Genomic DNA, 21,137 nt, shown 5'->3' on the forward strand with positions numbered 1-21,137 from the left:
AAAAAGCCTTTTAATGCGCCCCGTTGCCCAGATAGCTCAGTCGGTAGAGCAGGGGATTGAAAATCCCCGTGTCGGCGGTTCGATTCCGTCTCTGGGCACCACTAATACCGAAACCCTGGATCAGATGATCCAGGGTTTTTTTATGCCTGGGATTTTGCACCACACCTTCAACCCCAGACCTGCGACAGAGATATCACTATCGACCTACGCCGCGCTTCGACTCTCGAACTGCTCCTCCGTCATGTACCCCATGTAGGAAATCCCCTGTAGTTTAAAGTCACCATGCTCCTTGGATGAATCCAAAATCGACTGAATATCCGCCTTGGTGATGATCTGCTCGTCACCGCTCGCGAAACCTGTAATGAAAAAAAGGCTGCCGTCCTCGTCATTACCGAACAGAGTGACGCAGAAGTAGTGCTTCATGGTTTTTCTCCTGACTACGCGTAATCGCGTATCGACATTGGGTTTCGAATCGCTTCCGTGCCACCTGCCAACACCATGCGAGATCGATGCTCGAATGACAGCTCGCAAGTGACCCAAGGCCAACCTACGCAGCTTACGAACCGGGCTTCAGCAGGAAGGGGTACCGATACCCAATCGATAGCGCTTGATCAGCATCAATTGGTCCTCTACCCGTGAAGCCTAGGATGAGGAACAGAAATCCAATCGATCGAGCAATACCCTCATGAGCGATGAACCAACCCTTCTACTTTCCCCTCCCCCCAAATCAACACCCAGCACCACGCCCTTGCGCAAACACCGCCAAGTTCGCAACAAGCCCACCAGCGATACATCTATCAGCGGCATCAGCCAGCAACCTGCCGCCCTGAAAGTCGCCTCCGCCCCACGCGGCTCCAACGAAGACAGCACCAACGCAAAGCTGCCTGTCAGCTACCCCTACCGCAACCGCATGCGCCGTGCAGAGTACGAAAAGGCCAAGCACGAGCTGCAGATCGAGCTGCTCAAGGTGCAAAGCTGGGCCAAGGAAACCGGCCAGCGCATCGTCGTGCTGTTCGAAGGCCGCGACGCGGCCGGCAAAGGCGGCACCATCAAACGCTTCATGGAGCACCTGAACCCGCGTGGCGCGCGGATCGTCGCCCTGGAGAAGCCCTCCGAGCAGGAAAAGGGCCAGTGGTACTTCCAGCGCTACGTCCAGCATCTGCCCACTGCCGGTGAAATGGTCTTCTTCGACCGCTCCTGGTACAACCGCGCCGGTGTCGAGCGGGTGATGGATTTCTGCTCGCCCCTGCAATACCTGGAGTTCATGCGCCAGGCGCCTGACCTGGAGCGCATGCTCTGCAACAGCGGCATCCTGCTGTTCAAATACTGGTTCTCGGTCAACCGCGAAGAACAGCTGCGCCGCTTCATCTCGCGCCGTGACGACCCGCTCAAGCACTGGAAACTCTCGCCCATCGACATCAAGTCGCTGGACAAGTGGGATGAGTACACCACCGCCAAAGAGGCGATGTTCTTCCATACCGACACGGCCGATGCGCCCTGGACGGTGATCAAGTCCGACGACAAGAAGCGCGCGCGGATCAACTGCATTCGCCACTTCCTGCATTCGCTCGACTACCCGGGCAAGGACCTGGGCGTGGCCCACCAGCCCGATCCGCTGCTGGTTGCGCGTGCGGCACGGGTACTGGTCGAGGAAGACCGTGGCGAGCTGGTACAGCCCGCCTGAGCGATGGCCGTCGGCGGCACTTGGGTTTCTTTGCCAACTAGGCTTCAATACGCAAAATTTTTCGACTCAGGATTCACCGATGGCCTCCAACAGCAAACAGCAGAAACGCGCCAAGCGCGCCGCCACCAAGGCTCGCGAGAACCGCATGGTGCGCAGCGGCCAGGCGGTCAAAAGCTCCGGCGAAAGCTCCAGCGCCAGCGTCGAGCAGGTGTTCGACAAGGCGATGAACTCGGGCAGCTACAGCGCCCTGTTCGACAAGATGAAACAAGCCCAGGAAGGTGGCCTGGTGGCCTTGATCTCGGTGTTCCTGGTCGATCCTCTGCTGGCCCTGGTACTCAAAGGCCACAAGGAAGAGCACGCCACCGACTACATCGTCATGGTCTTCACCGCCTACCGCAAATGGCTGGACGGGGCTGACGAGGACACCACCATGGCCTGGCTGGAGAGCGACGAGTTCCAGGAAGCCTACATCTCGGCCTCGGAAGCGGTGGCCAAGCAGCAACAGAAGAAGTTTGGCTGAGCACAAACAAAAAGGCCGCGATCGGTAAAGATCGCGGCCTTTTCATTTCAACAGCACTGAATCAGTTGTTCAGCACCGCACGTCCAGCCGCCTCGGCCTTGCGCTTTCGCGCCACCAGCAGGCCAGCCGCAACCACGGCAATCGACAGCAAGCCGGTCGCGATGATCTCGATACGGTGATCCGGACGCACCAGCATCACGGTGAGAATGGCAACGATGAAGAAGATGGTCGCCCAGGTCAGGCCCGGGAACAGCCACATCTTGAACGCGATCTTCTCGCCACGCGCCATGCGCTGACGGCGCATGCGCAGTTGCGAGATGGCAATCACCAGATACACCAGCAAGGCAATGGCGCCGGAGCTGGCCAGCAGGAACTCGAACACCGCGGCAGGTGCCACGTAGTTGGCAGCCACAGTCAGGAACGCCGCTGCAGTCGACAGCACCACCGCAACGTACGGGGTACCGCTGGAGGTGGTGCGCTGGGCCACGGCCGGTGCGTCACCACGCTTGCTCAGGGAGAAGAGCATGCGCGAGGAGGTGTACAGCGCCGAGTTCAGGCAGCTGGTTACCGCGATCAACACAACGATGTCGACGATCAGCTTGGCGTTAGGGATGCCCATCAGGTTCAGCACGGTCTGGTAGGAACCGACTTCTGCCAGCTCGCTGCTGTTCCACGGCACCAGCGCCACGACCAGGAAGATCGACACGAGGTAGAACAGAAAGATCCGCCAGATCACCGAGTTGGTGGCCTTGGAGATCTGCTTGCCCGGATCCTTGGATTCGGCGGCTGCAATCGTGACGATTTCGGTACCCATGAACGAGAACATGGTGGTCAGCATGGCTGCCAGCACTGCGCCCAGACCGTTAGGCATGAAGCCCTGGGTGTCGAACAGGTGGCTGACGCCGCTGACCTGGCTGTTAGGCAGGAAACCAAAGACTGCCGCCACACCCAGAACAATGAAGCCGATGATGGCGATAACCTTGAGCAGGGCGAACCAGAACTCGAACTCGCCGTAGTTCTTCACGCTGAACAGGTTGGTTGCGGTCAGCAGCAGGGTAATGACCAGGCTAAACACCCAGATGCCGACATCAGGGAACCAGGCATGCAGGATGGCCGCTGCGGCGTTGGCCTCCAGCGGGATCACCAGGACCCAGAACCACCAGTACAGCCAGCCAATGGTAAAACCGGCCCAGTGGCCGATGGCCTTGTCGGCATAAGTAGAGAAGGAGCCCGTGTCGGGCGAGGCGACGGCCATCTCCCCGAGCATGCGCATGACCAGCACCACCAGGGTACCGGCGGCGGCATAGGCCAGCAAAACAGCCGGGCCGGCAGCGGCGATGGCATGGCCGGAACCGACGAACAGGCCGGCACCGATCACACCAGCAATGGACAGCATGGTGACATGCCGTTGTTTGAGCCCCTGAGCGAGGTCATTGGAATTGTGCGTACCGCTCATAAAACTACCTTTGCAAGAATTGCGTTTTGATCCTGCGACTTGAGGCGCGCCTTGGATAAAAAGAGTGCTACATCCTGTTGCCGATGCATAAGGCAATATCCGCGCCAGCACGATGACCGTTCGTTCGAAATATCTCACAGCCCCGTCAAACAAGGCTTACAGGCCTTTCTGCCAGAAGCTGACCGAAAGACCCTCAAAAACCCTCGGAAAACCACGATTACTGAAATACCCACTTACAAATGCCCCAGGAGCACCAAAATCGTCCAGCGGTAACACCTCACGCCCATCGAAGAAACCAGAAGGCGCAACCTTCAGGTACAACCAAAGCCGCGATTCACCGCCCGAAGCTGTGCGCTAGGTCAGAAACGACTTCCCAGCACTGGCCAAAAATGGCACCATCGCGCCTTTTTTCATCAAGGCTCCGGCCCTGGAAACGAGGGCAAGTGGTCATCCGCGCGACAGTCCGCTGCAGCGATGCGACACTCGCCCACCTGGCAACTGCTTGCCCCTCCCGACCTTGTTGGCTGTCATTCGGCCGCTATGCTAGCTTGGCGCTCGCCAAGAAGGCCGCCAACAGCAGGAGCGCACCAGAACACATGAGGACCGCACATGGCTGAGGCCACGCCCGCGCTGGAAATCCGCAACCTGCACAAACGCTACGGCGATCAGGAGATCCTCAAGGGCATCTCGCTGACCGCACGCGATGGCGACGTGATCTCGATCCTGGGATCCTCCGGCTCCGGCAAGTCCACTCTGCTGCGCTGCATCAACCTGCTGGAGAACCCGCACCAGGGCCAGATCCTGGTGGCCGGTGAAGAACTCCGGCTCAAGGCCGCGAAAAACGGCGAACTGGTGGCTGCCGACAACAAGCAGATCAATCGCCTGCGCAGCGAGATCGGCTTTGTGTTCCAGAATTTCAATCTGTGGCCGCACATGAGCATCCTCGACAACATCATCGAGGCGCCACGCCGCGTGCTGGGCCAGAGCAAGGCCGAAGCCATCGAGCATGCCGAGGCCCTGCTCAACAAGGTCGGTATCCACAACAAGCGCCACGCCTACCCGGCCGAACTCTCCGGTGGCCAGCAGCAGCGCGCCGCTATTGCCCGTACCCTGGCAATGAAGCCCAAGGTCATCCTGTTCGACGAGCCGACCTCGGCGCTGGATCCGGAAATGGTCCAGGAAGTGTTGAACGTTATCCGCGCCCTCGCCGAAGAAGGCCGTACCATGCTACTGGTTACGCACGAAATGGGCTTCGCCCGTCAGGTGTCCAGTGAAGTCGTCTTCCTGCACCAAGGGCTGGTCGAAGAGCAGGGAACGCCGCAGCAGGTTTTTGAAAACCCGAACTCGGCGCGTTGTAAACAATTCATGTCCAGCAACCGCTAACGGAGCAACACGCATGCAGACCTATAAGAAATTCCTCCTGGCCGCTGCCGCCACGCTGGTGTTCTCGGCCAATGCCATGGCTGCCGAGAAACTGAAGATGGGCATCGAGGCGGCTTACCCGCCGTTCAACAACAAGGATGCCAGCGGCCAGGTCGTCGGCTTCGACAAAGACATCGGTGACGCCCTGTGCGCCAAGATGAAAGTCGAGTGCGAAGTGGTCACCTCCGACTGGGACGGCATCATCCCGGCCCTGAACGCCAAGAAGTTCGACTTCATCGTCTCGTCGCTGTCGATCACCGACGAGCGCAAGCAGGCCGTGGACTTCACCGACCCGTACTACTCGAACAAGCAGCAGTTCATCGCGCCAAAAAAAGTCGATTTCAAGACTGACGACGCCTCGCTGGTCGGCAAGACCCTCGGCACCCAGCGCGCCACCCAGGCCGCGATCTGGCTGGACGACCACGGCGGCATGGACGGCAAGTTCAAGGTCAGCCTCTACGACACCCAGGAAAACGCCTACCTGGACCTGACCTCCGGCCGCGTCGACGCCCTGCTGGCCGACAAGTACGCCAACTACGACTGGCTCAAGTCTAAAGCCGGCGAGAACTACGAGTTCAAAGGCGAGCCGGTGAACGAAAGCGACAAGGTCGGCATCGCTGTGCGCAAAGGCGACAACGAACTGCGCAACAAGCTGAACGCCGCCCTGAAAGAAATCGTTGCCGACGGCACCTACGAGAAGATCAACAACAAGTACTTCCCGTTCAGCATCTATTGATTCGCCCCGACCGGCATTGCCCTGAGGGCGATGCCGGTCCTTTGAACAAACCTGCCCATGAATATTGATCTCTACGGATTCGGTCCGGCCCTGGTGGCCGGGACGCTGATGACCGTCAAACTCGCGTTGTCGGCCCTATGTCTGGGGCTGGTGCTGGGGCTGCTTGGCGCCCTGGCCAAGACTTCGCCGTACAAACCCCTGCGCTGGCTGGGTGGCTTCTACTCCACGCTGGTTCGTGGCGTGCCCGAACTGCTCTGGGTGTTGTTGATTTACTTTGGCACCGTCAGCCTGATGAACCGGCTTGGCGAAGCCCTGAATATTCCCGGCCTTGAGCTCAACGCCTTTGCTGCGGGCGTAATCGCTCTGGGCCTGTGCTTCGGCGCGTATGCCACGGAGGTCTTCCGTGGTGCGATCCTGGCCATCCCCAAGGGCCACCGTGAAGCGGGCCTGGCCCTGGGGCTTTCGAAAGGACGGATTTTTTCCAAGCTGATCCTGCCGCAGATGTGGCGCATCGCCCTCCCCGGCCTGGGCAACCTGTTCATGATTCTGATGAAGGACACCGCGCTGGTATCGGTGATCGGCCTGGAAGAGATCATGAAACATTCACAGATCGCCGTGACGGTAAGCAAGCAGCCCTTCACCTTTTATATGGTCGCTGCGGTGATCTACCTGGGCCTGACCATCCTTGCCATGATCGGCATGCACTTCATGGAAAAACGTGCCGCACGCGGCTTCGTGAGGCCTAACCAATGAACTGGGAAGTCATCATCAAATGGCTGCCACGCCTGGCCCAGGGCGCCACACTGACCCTGGAACTGGTCGCCATCGCCGTGATTGCCGGCCTGATCCTGGCCATTCCGCTAGGTATCGCCCGCTCTTCTCGTCACTGGTACGTGCGCGCGCTGCCCTACGGCTACATCTTCTTCTTCCGCGGCACGCCGCTGCTGGTTCAGCTGTTTCTGGTGTACTACGGCCTGGCCCAGTTCGACGCAGTCCGTGACAGTGCGTTGTGGCCCTACTTGCGCGATCCGTTCTGGTGCACGGTGCTGACCATGACCCTGCACACCGCCGCCTACATCGCCGAGATCCTGCGCGGCGCGCTGCAGGCCATACCACGCGGTGAAATCGAAGCGGCGCGGGCCCTGGGCATGTCCAGGGCCAAGGCGCTGTTCTACATCATGCTGCCGCGCGCAGCGCGGATCGGTCTGCCCGCCTACAGCAACGAAGTGATCCTCATGCTCAAGGCCAGCGCCCTGGCCAGTACCGTGACACTGCTGGAACTGACCGGCATGGCGCGGACGATCATCGCCCGTACCTATCTGCCGGTGGAGATCTTCTTCGCCGCGGGCCTGTTCTATCTGTTGATCTCGTTCCTGCTGGTGCAAGCGTTCAAGCAACTTGAACGCTGGCTGCGCGTCGACGCCTGCCAGGGTCGCTGATCCTGTATAACGGGGCTGATTACAGCCCCGTTTTCGTACCTGCCCATGACCACTGCCCGCCCGCTCGAAAATGACCAGTTGCTCAGCCGCTTCCAGGCCCTGGACGACTTCCTGTGCGAGCACCAGGCGCTGTGGCGGCCACGCCCCTTCACCCAGCTGCAGCTACCCTGGGAGACCGAGCACCCAGCCCTGGCCAGCTGGTTGCGGCAACGGTCGTTGAGTGAGGCGGAAGCGGCGCACAACCTTCCCGAGCAACTGCAGGCACCCGCGCCTTTTCCACAGCTGGCGCGCCAGGCTGTTGAATTGGCAGAAGTGGGGGAGTTATCCACAGTTGCGCTGCCTTCTGCGAGCCACCGCCTGAATGTCGATGTGCCCGGGCGCAAGTGGCAGCAGATCGAAGCGTTTGCCAGCCATCTGGGTTTTGCCCGCCCACCGCAACACTGGCTCGACTGGTGCTCGGGCAAAGGCCACCTCGGACGGCGTCTGCTGCAAGCCGACAGGCAACACCTGACCTGCCTGGAATACGACGCGGCACTGGTCGCGGCAGGCCAGCAGCTCAGTCAGCATCACGGCCTGCCCAGCCAGCACCTGCTGCAGGACGTGCTGGCCGACGATGCCGACCGTCACCTGAGCAGCGCCCATACGGTTGTGGCCCTGCACGCCTGCGGCGACCTGCATGTCCGCCTGATGCAACTGGCCAGCCGTCAGGGCTGCCGTCAGCTGGCCATTGCCCCGTGCTGCTACAACCGCATCCAGGCAGCGCAGTATCAGCCACTGTCCACTGCCGCCGTTGCTTCAGGCTTGCAGCTGTCGATTGATGATCTGGGCCTGCCCCTGAGCGAAACCGTCACCGCTGGCGCGCGGGTACGCCGTCAGCGCGACGAGTCGATGGCCAGACGCCTGGGATTCGACCTGCTGCAGCGTGAGTTGCGAGGTCTGGATGAGTACTTGCCGACACCGTCATTGCCGGTCAGCTGGCTGCACAAACCGTTCGCCGACTACTGCCGGGACCTGGCGGCCCTCAAAGACCTGCGGATCGATCACGCCCCCGATTGGGAGGCATTGCAGGCCAGGGGCTGGCAGCGCCTGACCGAGGTGCGCAACCTCGAGCTAGTGCGCAATCTGTTCCGTCGCCCGCTGGAACTGTGGCTGGTGCTGGACCGCGGCTTGTACTTGCAGGAGCAAGGCTACCGGGTGCAATTGGGAGTGTTTTGCCAGCAACCGCTGACACCGCGCAATCTGATGCTTCTGGCCGAACGCCAATAGCCGCTGCCAGCTGTGCGCAGCCTGTGGATAAGTCTGTGGGCAACCTTTTGAAAAAGCCCTGAAAATCCTTGGATCCAAGCGCTTTCGTTGATTGGTGGTTTTTTATCCAGCGGCTTATCGCCAGCAAAAACAGCCATTTGCGCAAAGACCAACGGCCTGCGTCGCTCCGACGCACGTACGGCCTGGCTGGTACGTGCTTTGTGCATAAGCGCTTTAGCGATTTGCTCTAAGCAGGCAAATCAGGCCAGTTTCAGCAGGCTCATACCGGCCAGCAACAGCACCAGGCCCAACCAGCCGCGACCGGCCAGACGCTGACCAAACAGTGCCCAACCCATCGCCACAGTGGCGAGGATGCCGAAGCCGCCCCAAATGGCATAAGCCAGCGACAGTTCAATATCGCGAACAGCCTGCGCCAGCGCGGTAAAGGCCGCCAGCACACAGAGAATCGACAGAATCCCCAGGCCACGCTTGCGGAAGCCGTCGGAGTATTTGAGCAACAGGTTGGCAATGACTTCCAGCACGATTGCCACACCCAACCAGGCGAAAGGCATCCAGTTCATGCTTAGCATGGCAGGGCCTCCATGTTGCGCTCGGCAGCTGCCGGGCGGGTACCGGCCTTGATCAGCAGGATACCGGCGATCATCACACCCAGGCCCGCCGCCTTGAGCAGGCCGAGGCTCTCACCCAGCCAGGTAACGCTGATCAGGGTAATCAGCACGATGCCGATCCCTTCCCACAGCGCGTAAGCCACGCCGACCGGCACGCGTTTTACTGCCAGGGCCAGGAAGAAGTACGACAGACCGATCATGGCGTACATCAAGCCATGGCCAAGAACCGGGTGTTCAGTGGCGGCGAATTTCATCGACGCAGTGCCGATCACCTCAGCGGTGATAGCGATAAACAGATAAATCCAGGAACGCATGATGCCCTCCCACGGGCGACACAAATCCGGCGCACAAACGGCGACGGCTACAGACAAAAAGAGAGAAAAAGCTGTTTGTCGGGGGAGGCGCTAGAGACCGCCGGTCCAGTGGTTTTCACGGGAGGCCAGACGAGAGGTGGGGAGCAGAAACGCTTTAGTGTTCAACATAATGAACAACAAATTAGCTCAAGGCATCGTTAAAGTCAAATCGATAGAAAATGACTAATTAAATTTCGCGTCTTTGAGTACGTATTCAGGTGAAAGCCCTTAAAGGCTGCAGAAAGGTTCGTAAATTATACTTTTCACTCTTGAAAGCATCGCGGGGCAAGCCCGCTCCCACCGGGGATATCTGTGGGAGCGGGCTTGCCCCGCGATGAGTCAAAACGCCGCACACCCACAAATACAATAATTAATTATTGTATTACGATAATTTCTAGAAAATAATGCCCACCGCTCAACCCCGAACGGAGGCAATCCATGAACAGTAAAACAGTGGCCTATGCGCGCTCGCGCCTTCGAGTGATCGGCGCATTCGCCGCCCTCCTCACCTGGACAACCGCCATCGCCGAATTTGGCGGCAACTTGCTGCTCTGGGTATTCGACAAGGCCCAGATGCAAAGCGCCTACCTGCAAAGCTATGGCGATCAGATGCCACTGCTGCTGGCACCCGACCATCAACCTTCGACCCTGGCCCTGAGCCTGGTCCTGGCCCTTGAACTGATCCCCAGCAGCCTCTCGGTGCTGGCGCTGTTCTTCACCGGGCTGTTCTTCATGCGCCTGTCCAAAGGCCAGACCTGGACCGCGTCGAACATCAAGCTGCTGTGGTGGGTAGGCCTGCTGTGCATCTGCACCCCGCTGCTCTGGCCGCTGATCGGCACCCTTCAGGGCCTGGCCTTCGCCATCGACCTGCCGGCCGGGGAAAGAAGCTTCAGCGTATCGATCGGTGTATCATCCGTGGCGGTTTACGAGATCATGAAAGGCATATTGCTCTGCGCCTTTTCGCTCCTCATGCGTGACGCCAAAACCATCAGCGATGAACACAACTGTTATGTCTAGCTTCCCCCTATGCCGATAATCATCCGCCTCGACGTGGTCATGGCCAAAAACAAGATCCGTTCCAAGGATCTGGCCGAAATTATCGGAATTACGGAAGCGAACCTGTCGTTGCTGAAAAACGGCAAGATCAAGGGTTTCAAGATCGAAACCCTGGAGAAACTCTGTCGCGCGTTGAACTGCCAGCCAGGTGATCTGCTGGAGTTCAGCGAGGAATGATCAAGGAAGTGGTAACTCGTGAGCAATTCCCTCAAGTGGCGCGTTGCGCTGCTCCTGGCTGTCGCCCTGCTCGGCGGCTGCGGCCCCAGCTACACCTATAGATATTCGCCACCGCCCAGCGCGATGGGCATGAACTGCATCAACAGCTGCGCCAGCGAACGCAACCACTGCAAACAGATGGCCCGCCTGCAAGAGAACAGCGAGCAGGCCCTGTATCAGGCCAACCTCAGAAGCTACCAATACTGCCAGGCCGGCAAGAGCAAAAAAGACGCACGCAACAGCTGCTACTACCCCAGCTACCCGTACAGCAGTGGCTCGAGCTTCAGTTGTGGCAACGACTACGACAGCTGCTACCAGGCTTGCGGCGGCACCATCCAGCGCATCCTCAGCAAAGACTGAAACCTTCGGAAAACGGAATTCACTGTGAACACACTCAGCTCACTCGCCTTGCTCACCTTCATCCTGACCCTGGCCGGTTGCAGCAGCTCAAGCTACACGCCGGACGCTGGCTGGGAGATGCCAAAGATGCAGGTCCTGGGCGACAACGGCCTGCCGGCCCAGCCCTACAGGCACTGCAACAAGCGTGGTTGCCACGATCACAAACCGATGTTGTTCGACCCGAGCAAAGCCGAACCCGACGCCACGACATTGCACCGCGGCTGGTAAGAAAATCGCTTGCGATGCCTGTGGAAAACGGGCATCGCAAGGAATCTTGCAGAAGTAGTTTACAGACGCAAACTGATCGCTATAATGACGCCCCTGTGCCGGTATAGCTCAGATGGTAGAGCAACTGACTTGTAATCAGTAGGTCCCGGGTTCGATTCCTGGTGCCGGCACCATACGCAGTAAAAAAGAGGCTCACCGCAAGGTGGGCCTTTTTTGTTTGTGCCGTATAAACACCAAAATCCCCTGTGGGAGCTGGCATTGCCGGCGATGGGCTGCAAAGCAGCCCCAATGGATGCCCAGCACCTGGCTCAACGTGAAAAGCCGCACGAACAAGCAGCCGTCGCTGCACGTCAGCGATACAGGATTGGGACGCCTGTGCGGAGTACTGCTCTAGATCGCAAGCAGCCTTGGCTGGGCGAATTACTCTAAGGTGGCCCCGCCCTGGCAGGGGGCGAGCGCCGCGCTCAAGCTTTCGCCAGGCCTGACGATAAGCTAGTCAACGCGCTGCCGCCAGCTCGATGGCCCATGGCCCATCGCCTGTAGGCCCAACGCTGAAGAAACGAGGCGGCGCAGAGAGTCGCTTGTCCAGGAAGTCGCAGGGGCCTTATGAGTGCTTTTTCGCTTGATTCGGATGGTTTCGAGATTTTTTCGAACGCCATTCCCCAGCCTTACATCTCAGCTATCGAAACGGAACTGCTCGACGTCGCCGCCCAGTTGGCGGGCCAGTCCTTCGCCTCGCTGGACGCGGCCTGGAACCATTTCAAGGCGCATGACCGGGCACTGGGCGGGCTGCTATATAACGCCTTCAAGCGTCTGCCTTCGGTTATGAGCCTGGCCAGTTCCCCCGAGCTGCTGGCGTTGGCCCGTCGGCATGGCGACGTGGCGTCACCGGCGATCATCGATATCAATTGCCGCATCGACTCGTTCGGTGAAGACCGTTTCCTGTTCGACTGGCATCAGGACTACTGGTTTTCGGTGTGTTCGCCGCAATCGCTGGTGGCCTGGGTGCCACTGACGGCGGTGAACCAGCACACCGGCGGCCTGGACCTGATCTCCCATCGGCATACCCAGGGGCGGCTGTACCGGACCCGGCCCGGCGACACCTATGTCACCTATGCCGACTCGGTGCTGCTGGACGAGGCGATTCCGCAGGCGCACGCGCAGTCCATCGAAGGGCTGTGCTGCCCGGGCGATGTGGTGCTGTTCAAGTTCAACACGCTGCACAAGTCACGGCCGGTCGCATCCGCGCAGCACTCGCGGTTCACCATCCAAATCAGAATTGCCGACTTCGGCAATGCAGAATTCATCAGCCATGCGTTCAAACCCAACGTGGTTTCTTCGTTGTAGTTTTCAAAGTAAAGGTGGTCTATGGCGATCTGGGATCTAACCCCGCATGACGCACCCCTCGAACAGATGTACGGGGTGCAGTCTGACAAAGACAAAAAGTTCTGGAACGAACTGGAAGACATTCAAACCCAGTATCCGCACGGTACGCTGCACACGCTGACGCATTGGCCGGTGTACACCAAGCGGATCCTGATGACGCGTTTCCTGGCTCATTTCGAACTGTTCAAGATGACCGTGGACCTGCCGGGGAGCATCGTCGAGCTCGGCGTTTCGCGTGGCGTGTCGTTCTTCACCTTCCACAAGTTCCTGGAGATCTTCGCGCCCACCGACACCTCCAAGAAAGTCTATGGCTTCGACTCGTTCGAAGGCCTGTCCGACTTCAACAGCAAGGATGGCGTGGCGGTCAACGATCTGCAGGCCGACAAGAAGTCCGGCGGCTGGTCGGCCGAGTCGGTCGAGGGCGAGATCTTCGCCCTGACCCGGCTGTTCAATGAAGACAACATCCTCGCTCGGGAGCGCTCGCGGCTGATCAAGGGGCGGGTCCAGGACACCCTGGGGCCTTTCCTGGAGGCCACGCCTGGCCTGCGCATCAACCTGCTGCACTTCGACCTGGACCTGTACGAGCCGACGCTGTACACCCTGGAAAAGCTCTGGGACCTGGTGGTGCCGGGCGGCGTGGTGGTGTTCGACGAGTACGGCCTGCCGCCATGGGGTGGCGAGGCGACGGCGTTCGATGAGTTCGTCAAGTCGCGCAACATCAAGGTCACCTTGCGCAAGTTCCCTTGGTGCCTGACGCCGACGGCCTACTGCATCAAAGAGTGACCGTGGTTGAGCGGGCTCTTTGCGGGCCTGCAGTAAAAAGAGGCTCACCGCAAGGTGGGCCTTTTTTGTTTGTGTTTTAGTAACGCCGTGTTCATGAGTTCCTAGGCTCAATCCCCCAACCGTTCAACCGCCTTCCGATAAACCTGCTCCCGCTCTCGTTTATCCACAGCAACCACAAACACCACGACCTCCAGGTCAATCACCTGGTAGACCAGCCGATAGCCACTGCTACGCAGCTTGATCTTGTAGCAATCGGGCAAGCTATGCAGCCGGTTCGCTTCAACCCGTGGGTTGAGCAAAACCGAAACCAGCTTTTTCTTGAGCTGCTGGCGAACGGTGTCTCCCAGCTTGTGCCATTCCTTCAGCGCTCGTGCATCAAACTCAAGGCTATAGGTCATCCAGCGAAACCTTTACCCGCTGAGGTGCAGCAAGACGTTCGCGTACTGTGGCGAGCAGGGCCTCATCATCCTCTGTCATCAGCACTGGCTTGAAAGGCAACTGGCCGCGCTCTGCTACGTACTGCAGCGCTTGGCGCATCAGTTCGGAAGGCGTGACACCCAGCTTTTCAAGTTCGCGGTATGCACGCGCTTTGAGATCGTCGTCGATACGTACGTTGATAGATGCCATGGCACCGGCCTCACTGTAATGACATTAGTCTGTACATTGGCCTAAAGCGACTCTATGAGCAAGCGCGCCTGTAGACATACCGACGGAGCGTCATGCGAAAGCAGGCGGCGGGCTTTCGAGCCCCTGCAACCAATCACAGTAACGCGCCACACCCTGCTCAACCGTCAACGTCGGCACCTGATAGCCCACAGCGCGCAAACGCTCAAGATCGGCGCAGGTGTAGCACTGGTACTTGCCACGCAGGTGCTCGGGAAATTCGCTGTACTCGAGGATGCCTTCGAGCAAAGCCATCTCCAGTGACAACGGCGGTTGATCCTGCTGTTCACGCAGACGGTTAATCACCGCCAGCGCCACGTCATTGAACGGCTGGGCGCGGCCGCTGCCGACATTGAAGATACCGCTGAGCTGCGGACGCTCAAGGAAGAACAGGTTGACCTTGACCACGTCTTCCACCGAGACGAAATCACGCAGGTGCCCACCACTTGGGTAATCACCGTAACTGCCGAACAGGCTGACCTTGCCATGGGCCTGGTACTGGTTGAAGCAGTGCAAGGCCACCGATGCCATCGCGCCTTTGTGCTCTTCATGCGGGCCGTAGACGTTGAAATAACGCAGGCCGACGATCTGGCTACGCGCTGCAGGCAATTGCCTGCGCACGCGCTGGTCGAAGAGAAACTTGGAGTAGCCGTAAACGTTCAATGGCCGCTCAGCTTCGCGCTGTTCGCGAAAGTCCTGCCCGGCGCCATACACCGCCGCCGACGAGGCATACAGCAACGGCACCCGCAGCCCTTGGGCAGCTTCGAGCAGGTCGCGGCTGAAGCGGTAGTTGTTGTCCATCATGAAACGTCCGTCGCCTTCGACGGTGCTGGAGCAGGCGCCCTGGTGCAACACGGCGCGGACCTTGCCGAACTGGCCGCGGGCAAAGCGCTCAAGGAAGTCGTCCTTGTCCAGGTAGTCAGCAATCTCGCTGTCGGCCAGGTTGCGAAACTTGTCGCCATCGGTCAGATCATCCACAGCAATGATCTCGGTTTCGCCACGCTGGTTGAGGGCCTGTACCAGATTGCTACCGATAAACCCGGCGGCGCCGGTCACGATAATCGTCATGCCATATCCCCTGTAAGGGTGCTGAGCCGCTAGTCTAGGCAATGGATTTGTACAAAAATTAACCAGGATCAATAAAATCGCGAATAGCCGTGACGCTCGTCAGGCCATGATTTTGCCGTGACTGTAGGCTCTGCCTTATCATCCCTCACCCGCTTCTGTGCACATGGATGTCTGATGAAAGCCTTTTCACGCTTGCTACCTGCGGCCTTCGTAATTGCCTGCCTGGCCAGCCCCTCGACCTTTGCCGCCAGTTTCGATTGCAGTAAAGCCAGATCGCTGGTGGAAACTGCCATCTGCACCACCCCTTCACTGTCAGCCAAGGATGATCTGCTCAATGAGCACTATCGTCCGCTGCAACACCTGAAGATTTTCCGTGAGCTGGAACGGCAATGGCTGCGCGAGGTTCGCAATCGCTGCGCGGCGGTCCCGTGCATTGAGGAGGCTTACGATCAACAGATTTCACGGCTCACACCGGTGCCGGCCAACTCGCAAGCCGAGACACCTGCGCTAAAGCCTTCACAGGACCAACAACCCTACCTGCAGATCGAGGATGCAGCCTGGCAACGCTTTGCCTTGGCCACCTTCGCGCAGGTCAAGGGTGTCGACTATGCCCAGGTGGTTGACGTGGCAACCGTGGACGGCGTGCTCAACGTGGTGATTTTTGTTGGCGAGCACCTGGACCAGACCATCCGCAGCCCTGGCAATAGCTATGAGCGCCGCTACTTCGGCTCGCTGTATGAGTACTCCGACGCCCGCCCAGGCCTTCACCCGATTGTCCGTGACATCCGTTTCAGCGGCTGGAACAAGATCGGCGCCAATGATCAGGGCGAGCGCTTTGCCGGCATCATCGATGGGGTGTTCTACTACCGTCATCGCGTGAAGGGCGAAGCCGAGCAAAGCATGGCCTACACCTTGGGCTCCAAGGCAGAGCCACAACCTTCAACGCAGCTGTTTTCCGCCGAGTCCGGGAGCAAACGCTTTTCCAAGGCGCGAATCGCCAATGACCTGAACGTCGAAAACTACCACCTGCGGCTGTACTACCCCTACGAGTACGACTCGAACGCTTACGACCAGGTAATGGACAAGAACGATAAAGGCTGGAGCCTGGTCAATCCGGTGTGGAACGAAACCCGGCCGGTGCTGTACTTCGACAACAGCGGCGACTTTGCCTGTGTCTGGCGTGTTGATCTACTGAACAAGACGCTTGAAAAGATCGTTCCCGAGCATGAAGCGATTTCGGCTGTTCCGGTGGATGTTCTGGGCCACGAAGCCATCGTGTACCTCGAAGGCGACAAGCTGATGTTCGCTATCGCCCCCGGGCAGTAATGGCTCAGCCCAGCGCCGACAGTGCCACCGCGCGTCGGCGCCCATACAGGCGGCCGACGCTGATCGCCCAGTTGATCAAGGCCACAACCAGCAGGCTGATCATCATCGCCTCGGTACCCTTGCTGACAATCAGGTGGCCCGCCAGCCAGGGAAAGCCGAACACCCCGAGAAAGTACGCCAGGCTGAACAGCAGCAGGGCCTGCGGGGTGTACCCGGGCGGCGCCTGGTTCGCCGCCAGGCCATTGATTACCGAATAATTCAGGCCATAGCCGACGCCCAACAACGCCGCCGCCAGCAAGTAACTGAGATTGCCCTGTACGCCCCACCCCAAGGCCAGCACCGCCAGGACGATAAAGCCCGACAGCAGGCACGACGCCCGATAGGCATCGCGCTTGACCACCCAGCCGGCGATCAGCAACCGGCAACTGATCGCCGCGCTCATGAAGCCGATGAAAAACAACGAGTAGTCCAGGCCGCGCCCCGCCGCGTAGGACGTCTGGAAGCTGCCCAGGCCACCAAAGATCGCACCGCCCAGGCCGACCATGAGAATCGGCCAGCGCGACTTGGAGCTCAGCACTTCGATACCGGCGCGGCGACTGATGCTGACCGGGCTCGAAGCCGGGCGTGGCAGTCGCGCCAGATGCTTGAAGATCAGCAAACCGCACAGCGCGGCCAGGGCTGCGGTGTAGAACGCCGTCTGTACCGGCAGATCGAAAACGCTGGCCAGCTTGCCGACCAGCGGCCCGGAGCCGATGCCACTCATCATGCTGCCCGAGAGCAGGGCAAAACTGTGCGTGCGCCGCTGGGCATCGACCCGTTCACTGACCAGGATCGGCCCCAGGGTGTAGAACGCTCCCCAGCCTAGGCCGAGGATCAGGCCGCACACCATCAGCCCGCTGCCGGTGCCAGGCACCAGGGCAAAGCCCAGGCATGCCGTCACCAGGCACAATGCCGAGAGCGCGATGGCCCGCGCCGAACCCAGGCGATCGGCCAGGTGGCCACTGCCCAGCACGGCGACCACGGTACTGAGCATGGCCAGCGAAATGATCTGCCCGGCGTCCTGTTCGTTACCACCGCGGCTGCTGACCAACAGCGACAGCAAAAAAGTCGAACCGTAGGACAACGACAGCAGGTAACTGGCCAGGCACAGCAGGCCGAAGCCCTGTGCCGTGGGTGCTGCGCGGGTAGCGGGCATGGTGTGGCTTCACTTGGCAAATACTGGAAATTCCTTGTAGCACGGGGGCGGCAAGCGGCAGTTATGCAAGTGCCGGAGTCAGGTTCAGCAGGCAGCGAACTAACCCGCCGAGGCCGGCCTTGCAAGCACGCCGGGGATAAAAGTCTTTTACTGATTTCACGGGTTTTCCGCCCGGGCGCTTGCCCTATCCTTGGCAGGATCTCTCATATCAGTGGAAGATTCATGAAAGCTTCGCTTCCCAGCCGCTACGCCTGTCTGGCCGGCTGCCTGCTCCTCACCTGCATCAGCCTACCCTTTCTGGCGAACCATGCCTGGCTCTGGCCCTTCACCCTGATCTGCGCCCTGCTCAGCCTGGTTGGCCTGAATGACCTGCGTCAAAGCCACCATGCGGTACGGCGCAACTATCCGATTCTGGGCAACATCCGTTACCTGATCGAAACCATCCGCCCGGAAATTCGCCAGTACTTGCTTGAGGGCGATGACGACAAGCTGCCGTTCTCGCGCGCGCAGCGCTCGCTGGTCTACGCCCGGGCCAAGAATGAAAGCGCCGAGAAGGCTTTCGGCACGCTCAATGATGTGTACCGCCCCGGTTTCGAGTTCATCAGCCATTCGATGCTGCCAGCGGGCACCCCCGATCCCGCCTCGTTTCGTATCACCATTGGTGGCCCGCAGTGTCGCCAGCCCTACTCCGCCTCGATCTTCAACATCTCGGCGATGAGCTTCGGCGCCCTCAGCGCCAACGCCATTGCCGCGCTCAACCAAGGGGCCAAGCGCGGCCGCTTCGCCCACGACACCGGGGAAGGCAGTATCAGCCCGTATCACCGTGAGCACGGCGGCGACCTGATCTGGGAAATCGGCAGTGGCTATTTTGGCTGCCGCACCGCCGCTGGCCACTTCGACCCCGAACGCTTCGCCGAGCAGGCCCGCGACCCGCAGGTGAAGATGATCGAAATCAAGCTGAGTCAGGGTGCCAAGCCAGGACATGGCGGAATTCTGCCCGGGCATAAGGTCAGCAGCGAAATCGCCGCTACCCGTGGGGTGATGGTGGGTGAAGACTGCATCTCACCGGCAGCGCACAGTGCCTTTCGCACGCCGATCGAGCTGTTGCAGTTCATTGCGCAGTTGCGCGAGTTGTCGGGTGGCAAACCGGTGGGCTTCAAGTTCTGCCTGGGCCACCCCTGGGAATTCATGGGCATCGCCAAGGCCATGCTGGTGACCGGCATTGTTCCGGATTTCATCGTCGTCGACGGCAAGGAAGGCGGCACCGGCGCCGCACCGCGTGAGTTCAGCGACAACATCGGCGTGCCGATGCGTGAAGGGCTGATGTTCGTACACAACACCCTGGTCGGTCTGAACCTGCGCGACAAGGTGCGCATTGGTGCGGGTGGCAAGATCGTCAGTGCCTTCGATATTGCCAGCGTCCTGGCCATCGGCGCGGACTGGGTCAACTCGGCGCGTGGCTTCATGTTCGCCATTGGCTGCATCCAGTCGCAGAGCTGCCACACCAACAAATGCCCCACCGGGGTGGCCACCCAGGACCCGTTGCGACAACGTGCACTGGTGGTGCCGGACAAGGCCGAGCGGGTCTACAGCTTTCACCGCAACACCCTGCATGCCCTCGCCGAGATGCTCGCTGCCGCAGGCCTGGAGCATCCGTCGCAGCTCAAGCCCAAACACCTGGTCCGGCGCATCAGCGCCAGCGAAATCCAGCTGTTTTCCCAGCTGCATGTGTTCCTCAAGCCCGGTGAGTTGCTCAGCGGCTCGATCAGCAGTGAGTTCTATGCGCGGATGTGGCGGATGGCCCGCAGTGACAGTTTCGAACCAGAGACGGGTGAGGCGCCGGCAATCAAGCCAGTGCTGCGCCATAAAGCAACAACCCCGGCCTAGGCCGGGGTTGCTGGAGACGCAAACAGCAATCAGAGAATGCTGATCGGGTACTCGATGAACACGCGGACTTCGTTACCGTCGTCGTTGAGTTCAGCCTGACGCATGCTGGTGTCGGTACGCAGGAACGAGCTACGCAGTTTGATGGACAGGTCCTTGGCAGCACCTTCCTGAACGACGTATTTGAACTGGTTGAAGATCTCGCGCTCTTCACCTTCGCCGAAGCCACGGGTGTTGATGTGGTCACCACGCACGTAAGCCACTTTGTAGGTCAGGCCCGGTACGCCGAAGGCGCCGAAGTCCAGACCATAGGCCAGCTGCCAGGAACGCTCGTCTTCGTTGTTGAAGTCAGACCAGTAGGAGTTGGCCAGGTAGATGGTCGAACCACCGTCACCCACGCCACCGGCGTTCTGGTAGAAGCCGTAGTTGTAGCCGGTGTTACCGGTGCTGCGCTGGTGCGCGACGGTCACCGAGTGCGCGCCGAAACCGTAAGTGGCCGCCAGGCTCCAGATGGTGTTGTCACGACGGTCGTCAGTGGCAAACTCGCGATCCAGTTTGGTCTTGTAGCCGTTGAAGTCCAGGGTCAGCGACTGGTCAGACGCGAGCGGGTGAACGTAGTTGACGCCCAGGTACTGCTTCTTCAGCACGTCTTCGACGTCGGAGCCGTACAGGGAAGCCGACAGGTTCTCGGTGAACTTGTAGCTACCGCCGAACACGTTGATCGACTTCAGGCCACCGCTGTCACGGCCTTCAGCACTTTTACGCGCTTCCTGGGTGAAGCGACCGGCGTTCAGTTCCAGGCCCTGGATTTCCTTGGAGGTGATCAGGGTACCGGTGTAGCTCTCTGGCAGCAGACGGCCGTCGTCGTACTGCAGCACTGGCAGTTCCGGCATCTGGTCGCCGTACTTCAGCACAGTGTTGGAGACACGGAATTTGACCGCCGCGCCGCCACGGGCGAGGTTGTGTGGGGAGTTCTGCGGGTTGCTCGGCGAATCGCCATCAGCCGGCTTGAAGAAGTCGATACCGGCACCGCCGTTATGACCTTTACCGCCGTCCAGACGCACAGCGTACAGTCCGAATGCATCCACACCGACACCGACGTTGCCCTGGGTGAAGCCGGAGGAGAACTTGCCGATGAAGGCCTGGCCCCATTCGCGCTGGTCCTGGGTGTCGTGCTTCTTGTCGCGGTTGATGAACGCGTTGCGTAGCAAAAGGCTGGCGCTGCTGTCTTCGATGAAGCCCTTTGCAGAGGCCTGGTCATTGGCCGAAGCCTGAGTCGCCGCCATAAGCCCCAGCGCGATCAGGCTGATCCTGGTTTTCAACATTTTATTTTCCTTATTACGTAGTCAAATACGCTCTGCGGCCTACGCCAAAAACCACGCCCCCTGCGTGGGTTGACGCTCGCGGGTCAGAAAATGAAAAGCCCGCCTGCGAGTGATCGCAGCGGGC

General features: G+C 59.8%; 24 protein-coding genes and 2 tRNA genes. 17 read left to right on the forward strand and 9 right to left on the reverse strand.

Going from position 1 to position 21,137, the window contains the following annotated elements; translation table 11 throughout:
* The first annotated feature begins 25 nt into the window (after positions 1–25).
* A tRNA-Phe gene (locus NPS47_RS14865) sits at positions 26–101 on the forward strand.
* A 103-nt stretch (positions 102–204) separates the two neighbouring features.
* Here NPS47_RS14865 and NPS47_RS14870 read toward each other — a convergent pair.
* Entirely contained in the window at positions 205–423 is a 219-nt protein-coding gene (locus NPS47_RS14870) for a hypothetical protein (protein ID WP_274295631.1), read from the reverse strand.
* A 262-nt stretch (positions 424–685) separates the two neighbouring features.
* Between NPS47_RS14870 and ppk2 the strand changes: the two genes are divergently transcribed.
* On the forward strand, positions 686–1,684 hold the full coding sequence (ppk2, locus tag NPS47_RS14875; protein ID WP_274295632.1) for a polyphosphate kinase 2: 999 nt from the start codon (positions 686–688) through the stop codon (positions 1,682–1,684).
* A gap of 79 nt (positions 1,685–1,763) precedes the next feature.
* Complete coding sequence (locus tag NPS47_RS14880) at positions 1,764–2,204, forward strand: hypothetical protein (RefSeq protein WP_274295633.1); 441 nt, start codon at positions 1,764–1,766, stop codon at positions 2,202–2,204.
* Positions 2,205–2,265: 61 nt separating this feature from the next.
* Here the strand turns inward: NPS47_RS14880 and gabP are convergent, their stop codons facing one another.
* A complete protein-coding gene (gene gabP / locus NPS47_RS14885; protein WP_274295634.1) occupies positions 2,266–3,660 on the reverse strand; it encodes a GABA permease in 1,395 nt (464 codons plus the stop codon).
* 609 nt (positions 3,661–4,269) lie between these two features.
* Between gabP and NPS47_RS14890 the strand changes: the two genes are divergently transcribed.
* From NPS47_RS14890 to NPS47_RS14910, 5 genes are read left to right on the forward strand one after another with little or no spacing between them, the layout of a single operon-like run.
* The gene (locus NPS47_RS14890; RefSeq protein WP_274295635.1) at positions 4,270–5,043 is read left to right on the forward strand and encodes an ABC transporter ATP-binding protein; all 774 of its coding nucleotides are present in this window, start codon (positions 4,270–4,272) and stop codon (positions 5,041–5,043) included.
* A 13-nt stretch (positions 5,044–5,056) separates the two neighbouring features.
* The gene (locus tag NPS47_RS14895; protein ID WP_274295636.1) at positions 5,057–5,818 is read left to right on the forward strand and encodes an ABC transporter substrate-binding protein; all 762 of its coding nucleotides are present in this window, start codon (positions 5,057–5,059) and stop codon (positions 5,816–5,818) included.
* A gap of 57 nt (positions 5,819–5,875) precedes the next feature.
* Positions 5,876–6,571, forward strand: coding sequence for an ABC transporter permease (locus NPS47_RS14900; protein WP_274295637.1), 696 nt, complete (start codon positions 5,876–5,878; stop codon positions 6,569–6,571).
* Positions 6,568–7,257 (forward strand): ABC transporter permease, encoded by a 690-nt coding sequence (locus NPS47_RS14905; protein ID WP_274295638.1) that lies wholly within the window; start codon positions 6,568–6,570, stop codon positions 7,255–7,257. The genes NPS47_RS14900 and NPS47_RS14905 overlap by 4 nt, the downstream gene beginning before the upstream one ends.
* Before the next feature lie 45 nt (positions 7,258–7,302).
* The gene (locus NPS47_RS14910; RefSeq protein WP_274295639.1) at positions 7,303–8,523 is read left to right on the forward strand and encodes a methyltransferase; all 1,221 of its coding nucleotides are present in this window, start codon (positions 7,303–7,305) and stop codon (positions 8,521–8,523) included.
* 239 nt (positions 8,524–8,762) lie between these two features.
* Here the strand turns inward: NPS47_RS14910 and mdtI are convergent, their stop codons facing one another.
* Positions 8,763–9,092 (reverse strand): multidrug/spermidine efflux SMR transporter subunit MdtI, encoded by a 330-nt coding sequence (gene mdtI, locus NPS47_RS14915; RefSeq protein WP_274295640.1) that lies wholly within the window; start codon positions 9,090–9,092, stop codon positions 8,763–8,765.
* Positions 9,086–9,445 carry an SMR family transporter gene (locus NPS47_RS14920; RefSeq protein ID WP_274295641.1) on the reverse strand — a complete coding sequence of 120 codons (360 nt, stop codon included), beginning with the start codon at positions 9,443–9,445 and terminating at the stop codon, positions 9,086–9,088. The genes mdtI and NPS47_RS14920 overlap by 7 nt, the downstream gene beginning before the upstream one ends.
* 477 nt (positions 9,446–9,922) lie before the next feature.
* Between NPS47_RS14920 and NPS47_RS14925 the strand changes: the two genes are divergently transcribed.
* The 7 genes from NPS47_RS14925 (at position 9,923) to NPS47_RS14955 (ending at position 13,552) form a co-directional block, all read left to right on the forward strand.
* Positions 9,923–10,501, forward strand: coding sequence for a hypothetical protein (locus NPS47_RS14925; RefSeq protein WP_274295642.1), 579 nt, complete (start codon positions 9,923–9,925; stop codon positions 10,499–10,501).
* Positions 10,502–10,510: 9 nt separating this feature from the next.
* On the forward strand, positions 10,511–10,717 hold the full coding sequence (locus tag NPS47_RS14930) for a helix-turn-helix domain-containing protein (RefSeq protein ID WP_038605723.1): 207 nt from the start codon (positions 10,511–10,513) through the stop codon (positions 10,715–10,717).
* Between the two features lie 18 nt (positions 10,718–10,735).
* Positions 10,736–11,116 carry a hypothetical protein gene (locus NPS47_RS14935; RefSeq protein WP_274295643.1) on the forward strand — a complete coding sequence of 127 codons (381 nt, stop codon included), beginning with the start codon at positions 10,736–10,738 and terminating at the stop codon, positions 11,114–11,116.
* Positions 11,117–11,140: 24 nt separating this feature from the next.
* Positions 11,141–11,383, forward strand: a complete 243-nt coding sequence (locus tag NPS47_RS14940) for a hypothetical protein (protein ID WP_274295644.1) — start codon at positions 11,141–11,143, stop codon at positions 11,381–11,383.
* Positions 11,384–11,480: 97 nt separating this feature from the next.
* Positions 11,481–11,556: transfer RNA gene (locus tag NPS47_RS14945), tRNA-Thr, on the forward strand.
* 433 nt (positions 11,557–11,989) lie between these two features.
* Positions 11,990–12,730 (forward strand): phytanoyl-CoA dioxygenase family protein, encoded by a 741-nt coding sequence (locus tag NPS47_RS14950; RefSeq protein WP_274295645.1) that lies wholly within the window; start codon positions 11,990–11,992, stop codon positions 12,728–12,730.
* Positions 12,731–12,751: 21 nt separating this feature from the next.
* On the forward strand, positions 12,752–13,552 hold the full coding sequence (locus NPS47_RS14955; RefSeq protein WP_274295646.1) for a TylF/MycF/NovP-related O-methyltransferase: 801 nt from the start codon (positions 12,752–12,754) through the stop codon (positions 13,550–13,552).
* 107 nt (positions 13,553–13,659) lie between these two features.
* Here the strand turns inward: NPS47_RS14955 and NPS47_RS14960 are convergent, their stop codons facing one another.
* The 3 genes from NPS47_RS14960 to rfaD form a co-directional block, all read right to left on the reverse strand.
* Positions 13,660–13,950: a type II toxin-antitoxin system RelE family toxin gene (locus tag NPS47_RS14960; RefSeq protein WP_274295647.1), complete on the reverse strand. Its 291-nt coding sequence runs from the start codon at positions 13,948–13,950 to the stop codon at positions 13,660–13,662.
* The gene (locus tag NPS47_RS14965) at positions 13,940–14,179 is read right to left on the reverse strand and encodes a type II toxin-antitoxin system RelB/DinJ family antitoxin (RefSeq protein ID WP_038605715.1); all 240 of its coding nucleotides are present in this window, start codon (positions 14,177–14,179) and stop codon (positions 13,940–13,942) included. The genes NPS47_RS14960 and NPS47_RS14965 overlap by 11 nt, the downstream gene beginning before the upstream one ends.
* Before the next feature lie 90 nt (positions 14,180–14,269).
* Entirely contained in the window at positions 14,270–15,283 is a 1,014-nt protein-coding gene (gene rfaD / locus NPS47_RS14970; RefSeq protein WP_274295648.1) for an ADP-glyceromanno-heptose 6-epimerase, read from the reverse strand.
* 174 nt (positions 15,284–15,457) lie between these two features.
* Between rfaD and NPS47_RS14975 the strand changes: the two genes are divergently transcribed.
* The gene (locus NPS47_RS14975) at positions 15,458–16,609 is read left to right on the forward strand and encodes a lysozyme inhibitor LprI family protein (protein WP_274295649.1); all 1,152 of its coding nucleotides are present in this window, start codon (positions 15,458–15,460) and stop codon (positions 16,607–16,609) included.
* Positions 16,610–16,613: 4 nt separating this feature from the next.
* On the opposite strand, the gene NPS47_RS14980 is transcribed toward NPS47_RS14975, so the two are convergent.
* A complete protein-coding gene (locus tag NPS47_RS14980; RefSeq protein WP_274295650.1) occupies positions 16,614–17,804 on the reverse strand; it encodes an MFS transporter in 1,191 nt (396 codons plus the stop codon).
* A 222-nt stretch (positions 17,805–18,026) separates the two neighbouring features.
* Here NPS47_RS14980 and NPS47_RS14985 point away from each other — a divergent pair, with 222 nt between their 5' ends.
* Positions 18,027–19,691, forward strand: a complete 1,665-nt coding sequence (locus tag NPS47_RS14985; RefSeq protein ID WP_274295651.1) for an FMN-binding glutamate synthase family protein — start codon at positions 18,027–18,029, stop codon at positions 19,689–19,691.
* A 29-nt stretch (positions 19,692–19,720) separates the two neighbouring features.
* Here the strand turns inward: NPS47_RS14985 and NPS47_RS14990 are convergent, their stop codons facing one another.
* Entirely contained in the window at positions 19,721–21,013 is a 1,293-nt protein-coding gene (locus NPS47_RS14990) for an OprD family porin (protein ID WP_274295652.1), read from the reverse strand.
* Positions 21,014–21,137 lie beyond the last annotated feature (124 nt).

The sequence above is a fragment of the Pseudomonas putida genome (genome assembly GCF_028682475.1).
In the GTDB taxonomy this organism is placed as follows: domain Bacteria; phylum Pseudomonadota; class Gammaproteobacteria; order Pseudomonadales; family Pseudomonadaceae; genus Aquipseudomonas; species Aquipseudomonas putida_AG.

Bases quoted from the DNA above. Each gene is read 5' to 3' on its own strand.
- gabP (WP_274295634.1), bottom strand. From the start codon at position 3,660: ATGAGCGGTACGCACAATTCCAATGACCTCGCTCAGGGGCTCAAACAA.
- ppk2 (WP_274295632.1), top strand. From the start codon at position 686: ATGAGCGATGAACCAACCCTTCTACTTTCCCCTCCCCCCAAATCAACA.
- NPS47_RS14960 (WP_274295647.1), bottom strand. From the start codon at position 13,950: ATGACCTATAGCCTTGAGTTTGATGCACGAGCGCTGAAGGAATGGCAC.
- NPS47_RS14890 (WP_274295635.1), top strand. From the start codon at position 4,270: ATGGCTGAGGCCACGCCCGCGCTGGAAATCCGCAACCTGCACAAACGC.
- NPS47_RS14900 (WP_274295637.1), top strand. From the start codon at position 5,876: ATGAATATTGATCTCTACGGATTCGGTCCGGCCCTGGTGGCCGGGACG.
- NPS47_RS14920 (WP_274295641.1), bottom strand. From the start codon at position 9,445: ATGCGTTCCTGGATTTATCTGTTTATCGCTATCACCGCTGAGGTGATC.
- NPS47_RS14980 (WP_274295650.1), bottom strand. From the start codon at position 17,804: ATGCCCGCTACCCGCGCAGCACCCACGGCACAGGGCTTCGGCCTGCTG.
- rfaD (WP_274295648.1), bottom strand. From the start codon at position 15,283: ATGACGATTATCGTGACCGGCGCCGCCGGGTTTATCGGTAGCAATCTG.
- NPS47_RS14910 (WP_274295639.1), top strand. From the start codon at position 7,303: ATGACCACTGCCCGCCCGCTCGAAAATGACCAGTTGCTCAGCCGCTTC.
- NPS47_RS14925 (WP_274295642.1), top strand. From the start codon at position 9,923: ATGAACAGTAAAACAGTGGCCTATGCGCGCTCGCGCCTTCGAGTGATC.
- NPS47_RS14930 (WP_038605723.1), top strand. From the start codon at position 10,511: ATGCCGATAATCATCCGCCTCGACGTGGTCATGGCCAAAAACAAGATC.
- NPS47_RS14895 (WP_274295636.1), top strand. From the start codon at position 5,057: ATGCAGACCTATAAGAAATTCCTCCTGGCCGCTGCCGCCACGCTGGTG.
- mdtI (WP_274295640.1), bottom strand. From the start codon at position 9,092: ATGCTAAGCATGAACTGGATGCCTTTCGCCTGGTTGGGTGTGGCAATC.
- NPS47_RS14880 (WP_274295633.1), top strand. From the start codon at position 1,764: ATGGCCTCCAACAGCAAACAGCAGAAACGCGCCAAGCGCGCCGCCACC.
- NPS47_RS14975 (WP_274295649.1), top strand. From the start codon at position 15,458: ATGAAAGCCTTTTCACGCTTGCTACCTGCGGCCTTCGTAATTGCCTGC.
- NPS47_RS14985 (WP_274295651.1), top strand. From the start codon at position 18,027: ATGAAAGCTTCGCTTCCCAGCCGCTACGCCTGTCTGGCCGGCTGCCTG.
- NPS47_RS14905 (WP_274295638.1), top strand. From the start codon at position 6,568: ATGAACTGGGAAGTCATCATCAAATGGCTGCCACGCCTGGCCCAGGGC.
- NPS47_RS14955 (WP_274295646.1), top strand. From the start codon at position 12,752: ATGGCGATCTGGGATCTAACCCCGCATGACGCACCCCTCGAACAGATG.
- NPS47_RS14870 (WP_274295631.1), bottom strand. From the start codon at position 423: ATGAAGCACTACTTCTGCGTCACTCTGTTCGGTAATGACGAGGACGGC.
- NPS47_RS14990 (WP_274295652.1), bottom strand. From the start codon at position 21,013: ATGTTGAAAACCAGGATCAGCCTGATCGCGCTGGGGCTTATGGCGGCG.
- NPS47_RS14965 (WP_038605715.1), bottom strand. From the start codon at position 14,179: ATGGCATCTATCAACGTACGTATCGACGACGATCTCAAAGCGCGTGCA.
- NPS47_RS14950 (WP_274295645.1), top strand. From the start codon at position 11,990: ATGAGTGCTTTTTCGCTTGATTCGGATGGTTTCGAGATTTTTTCGAAC.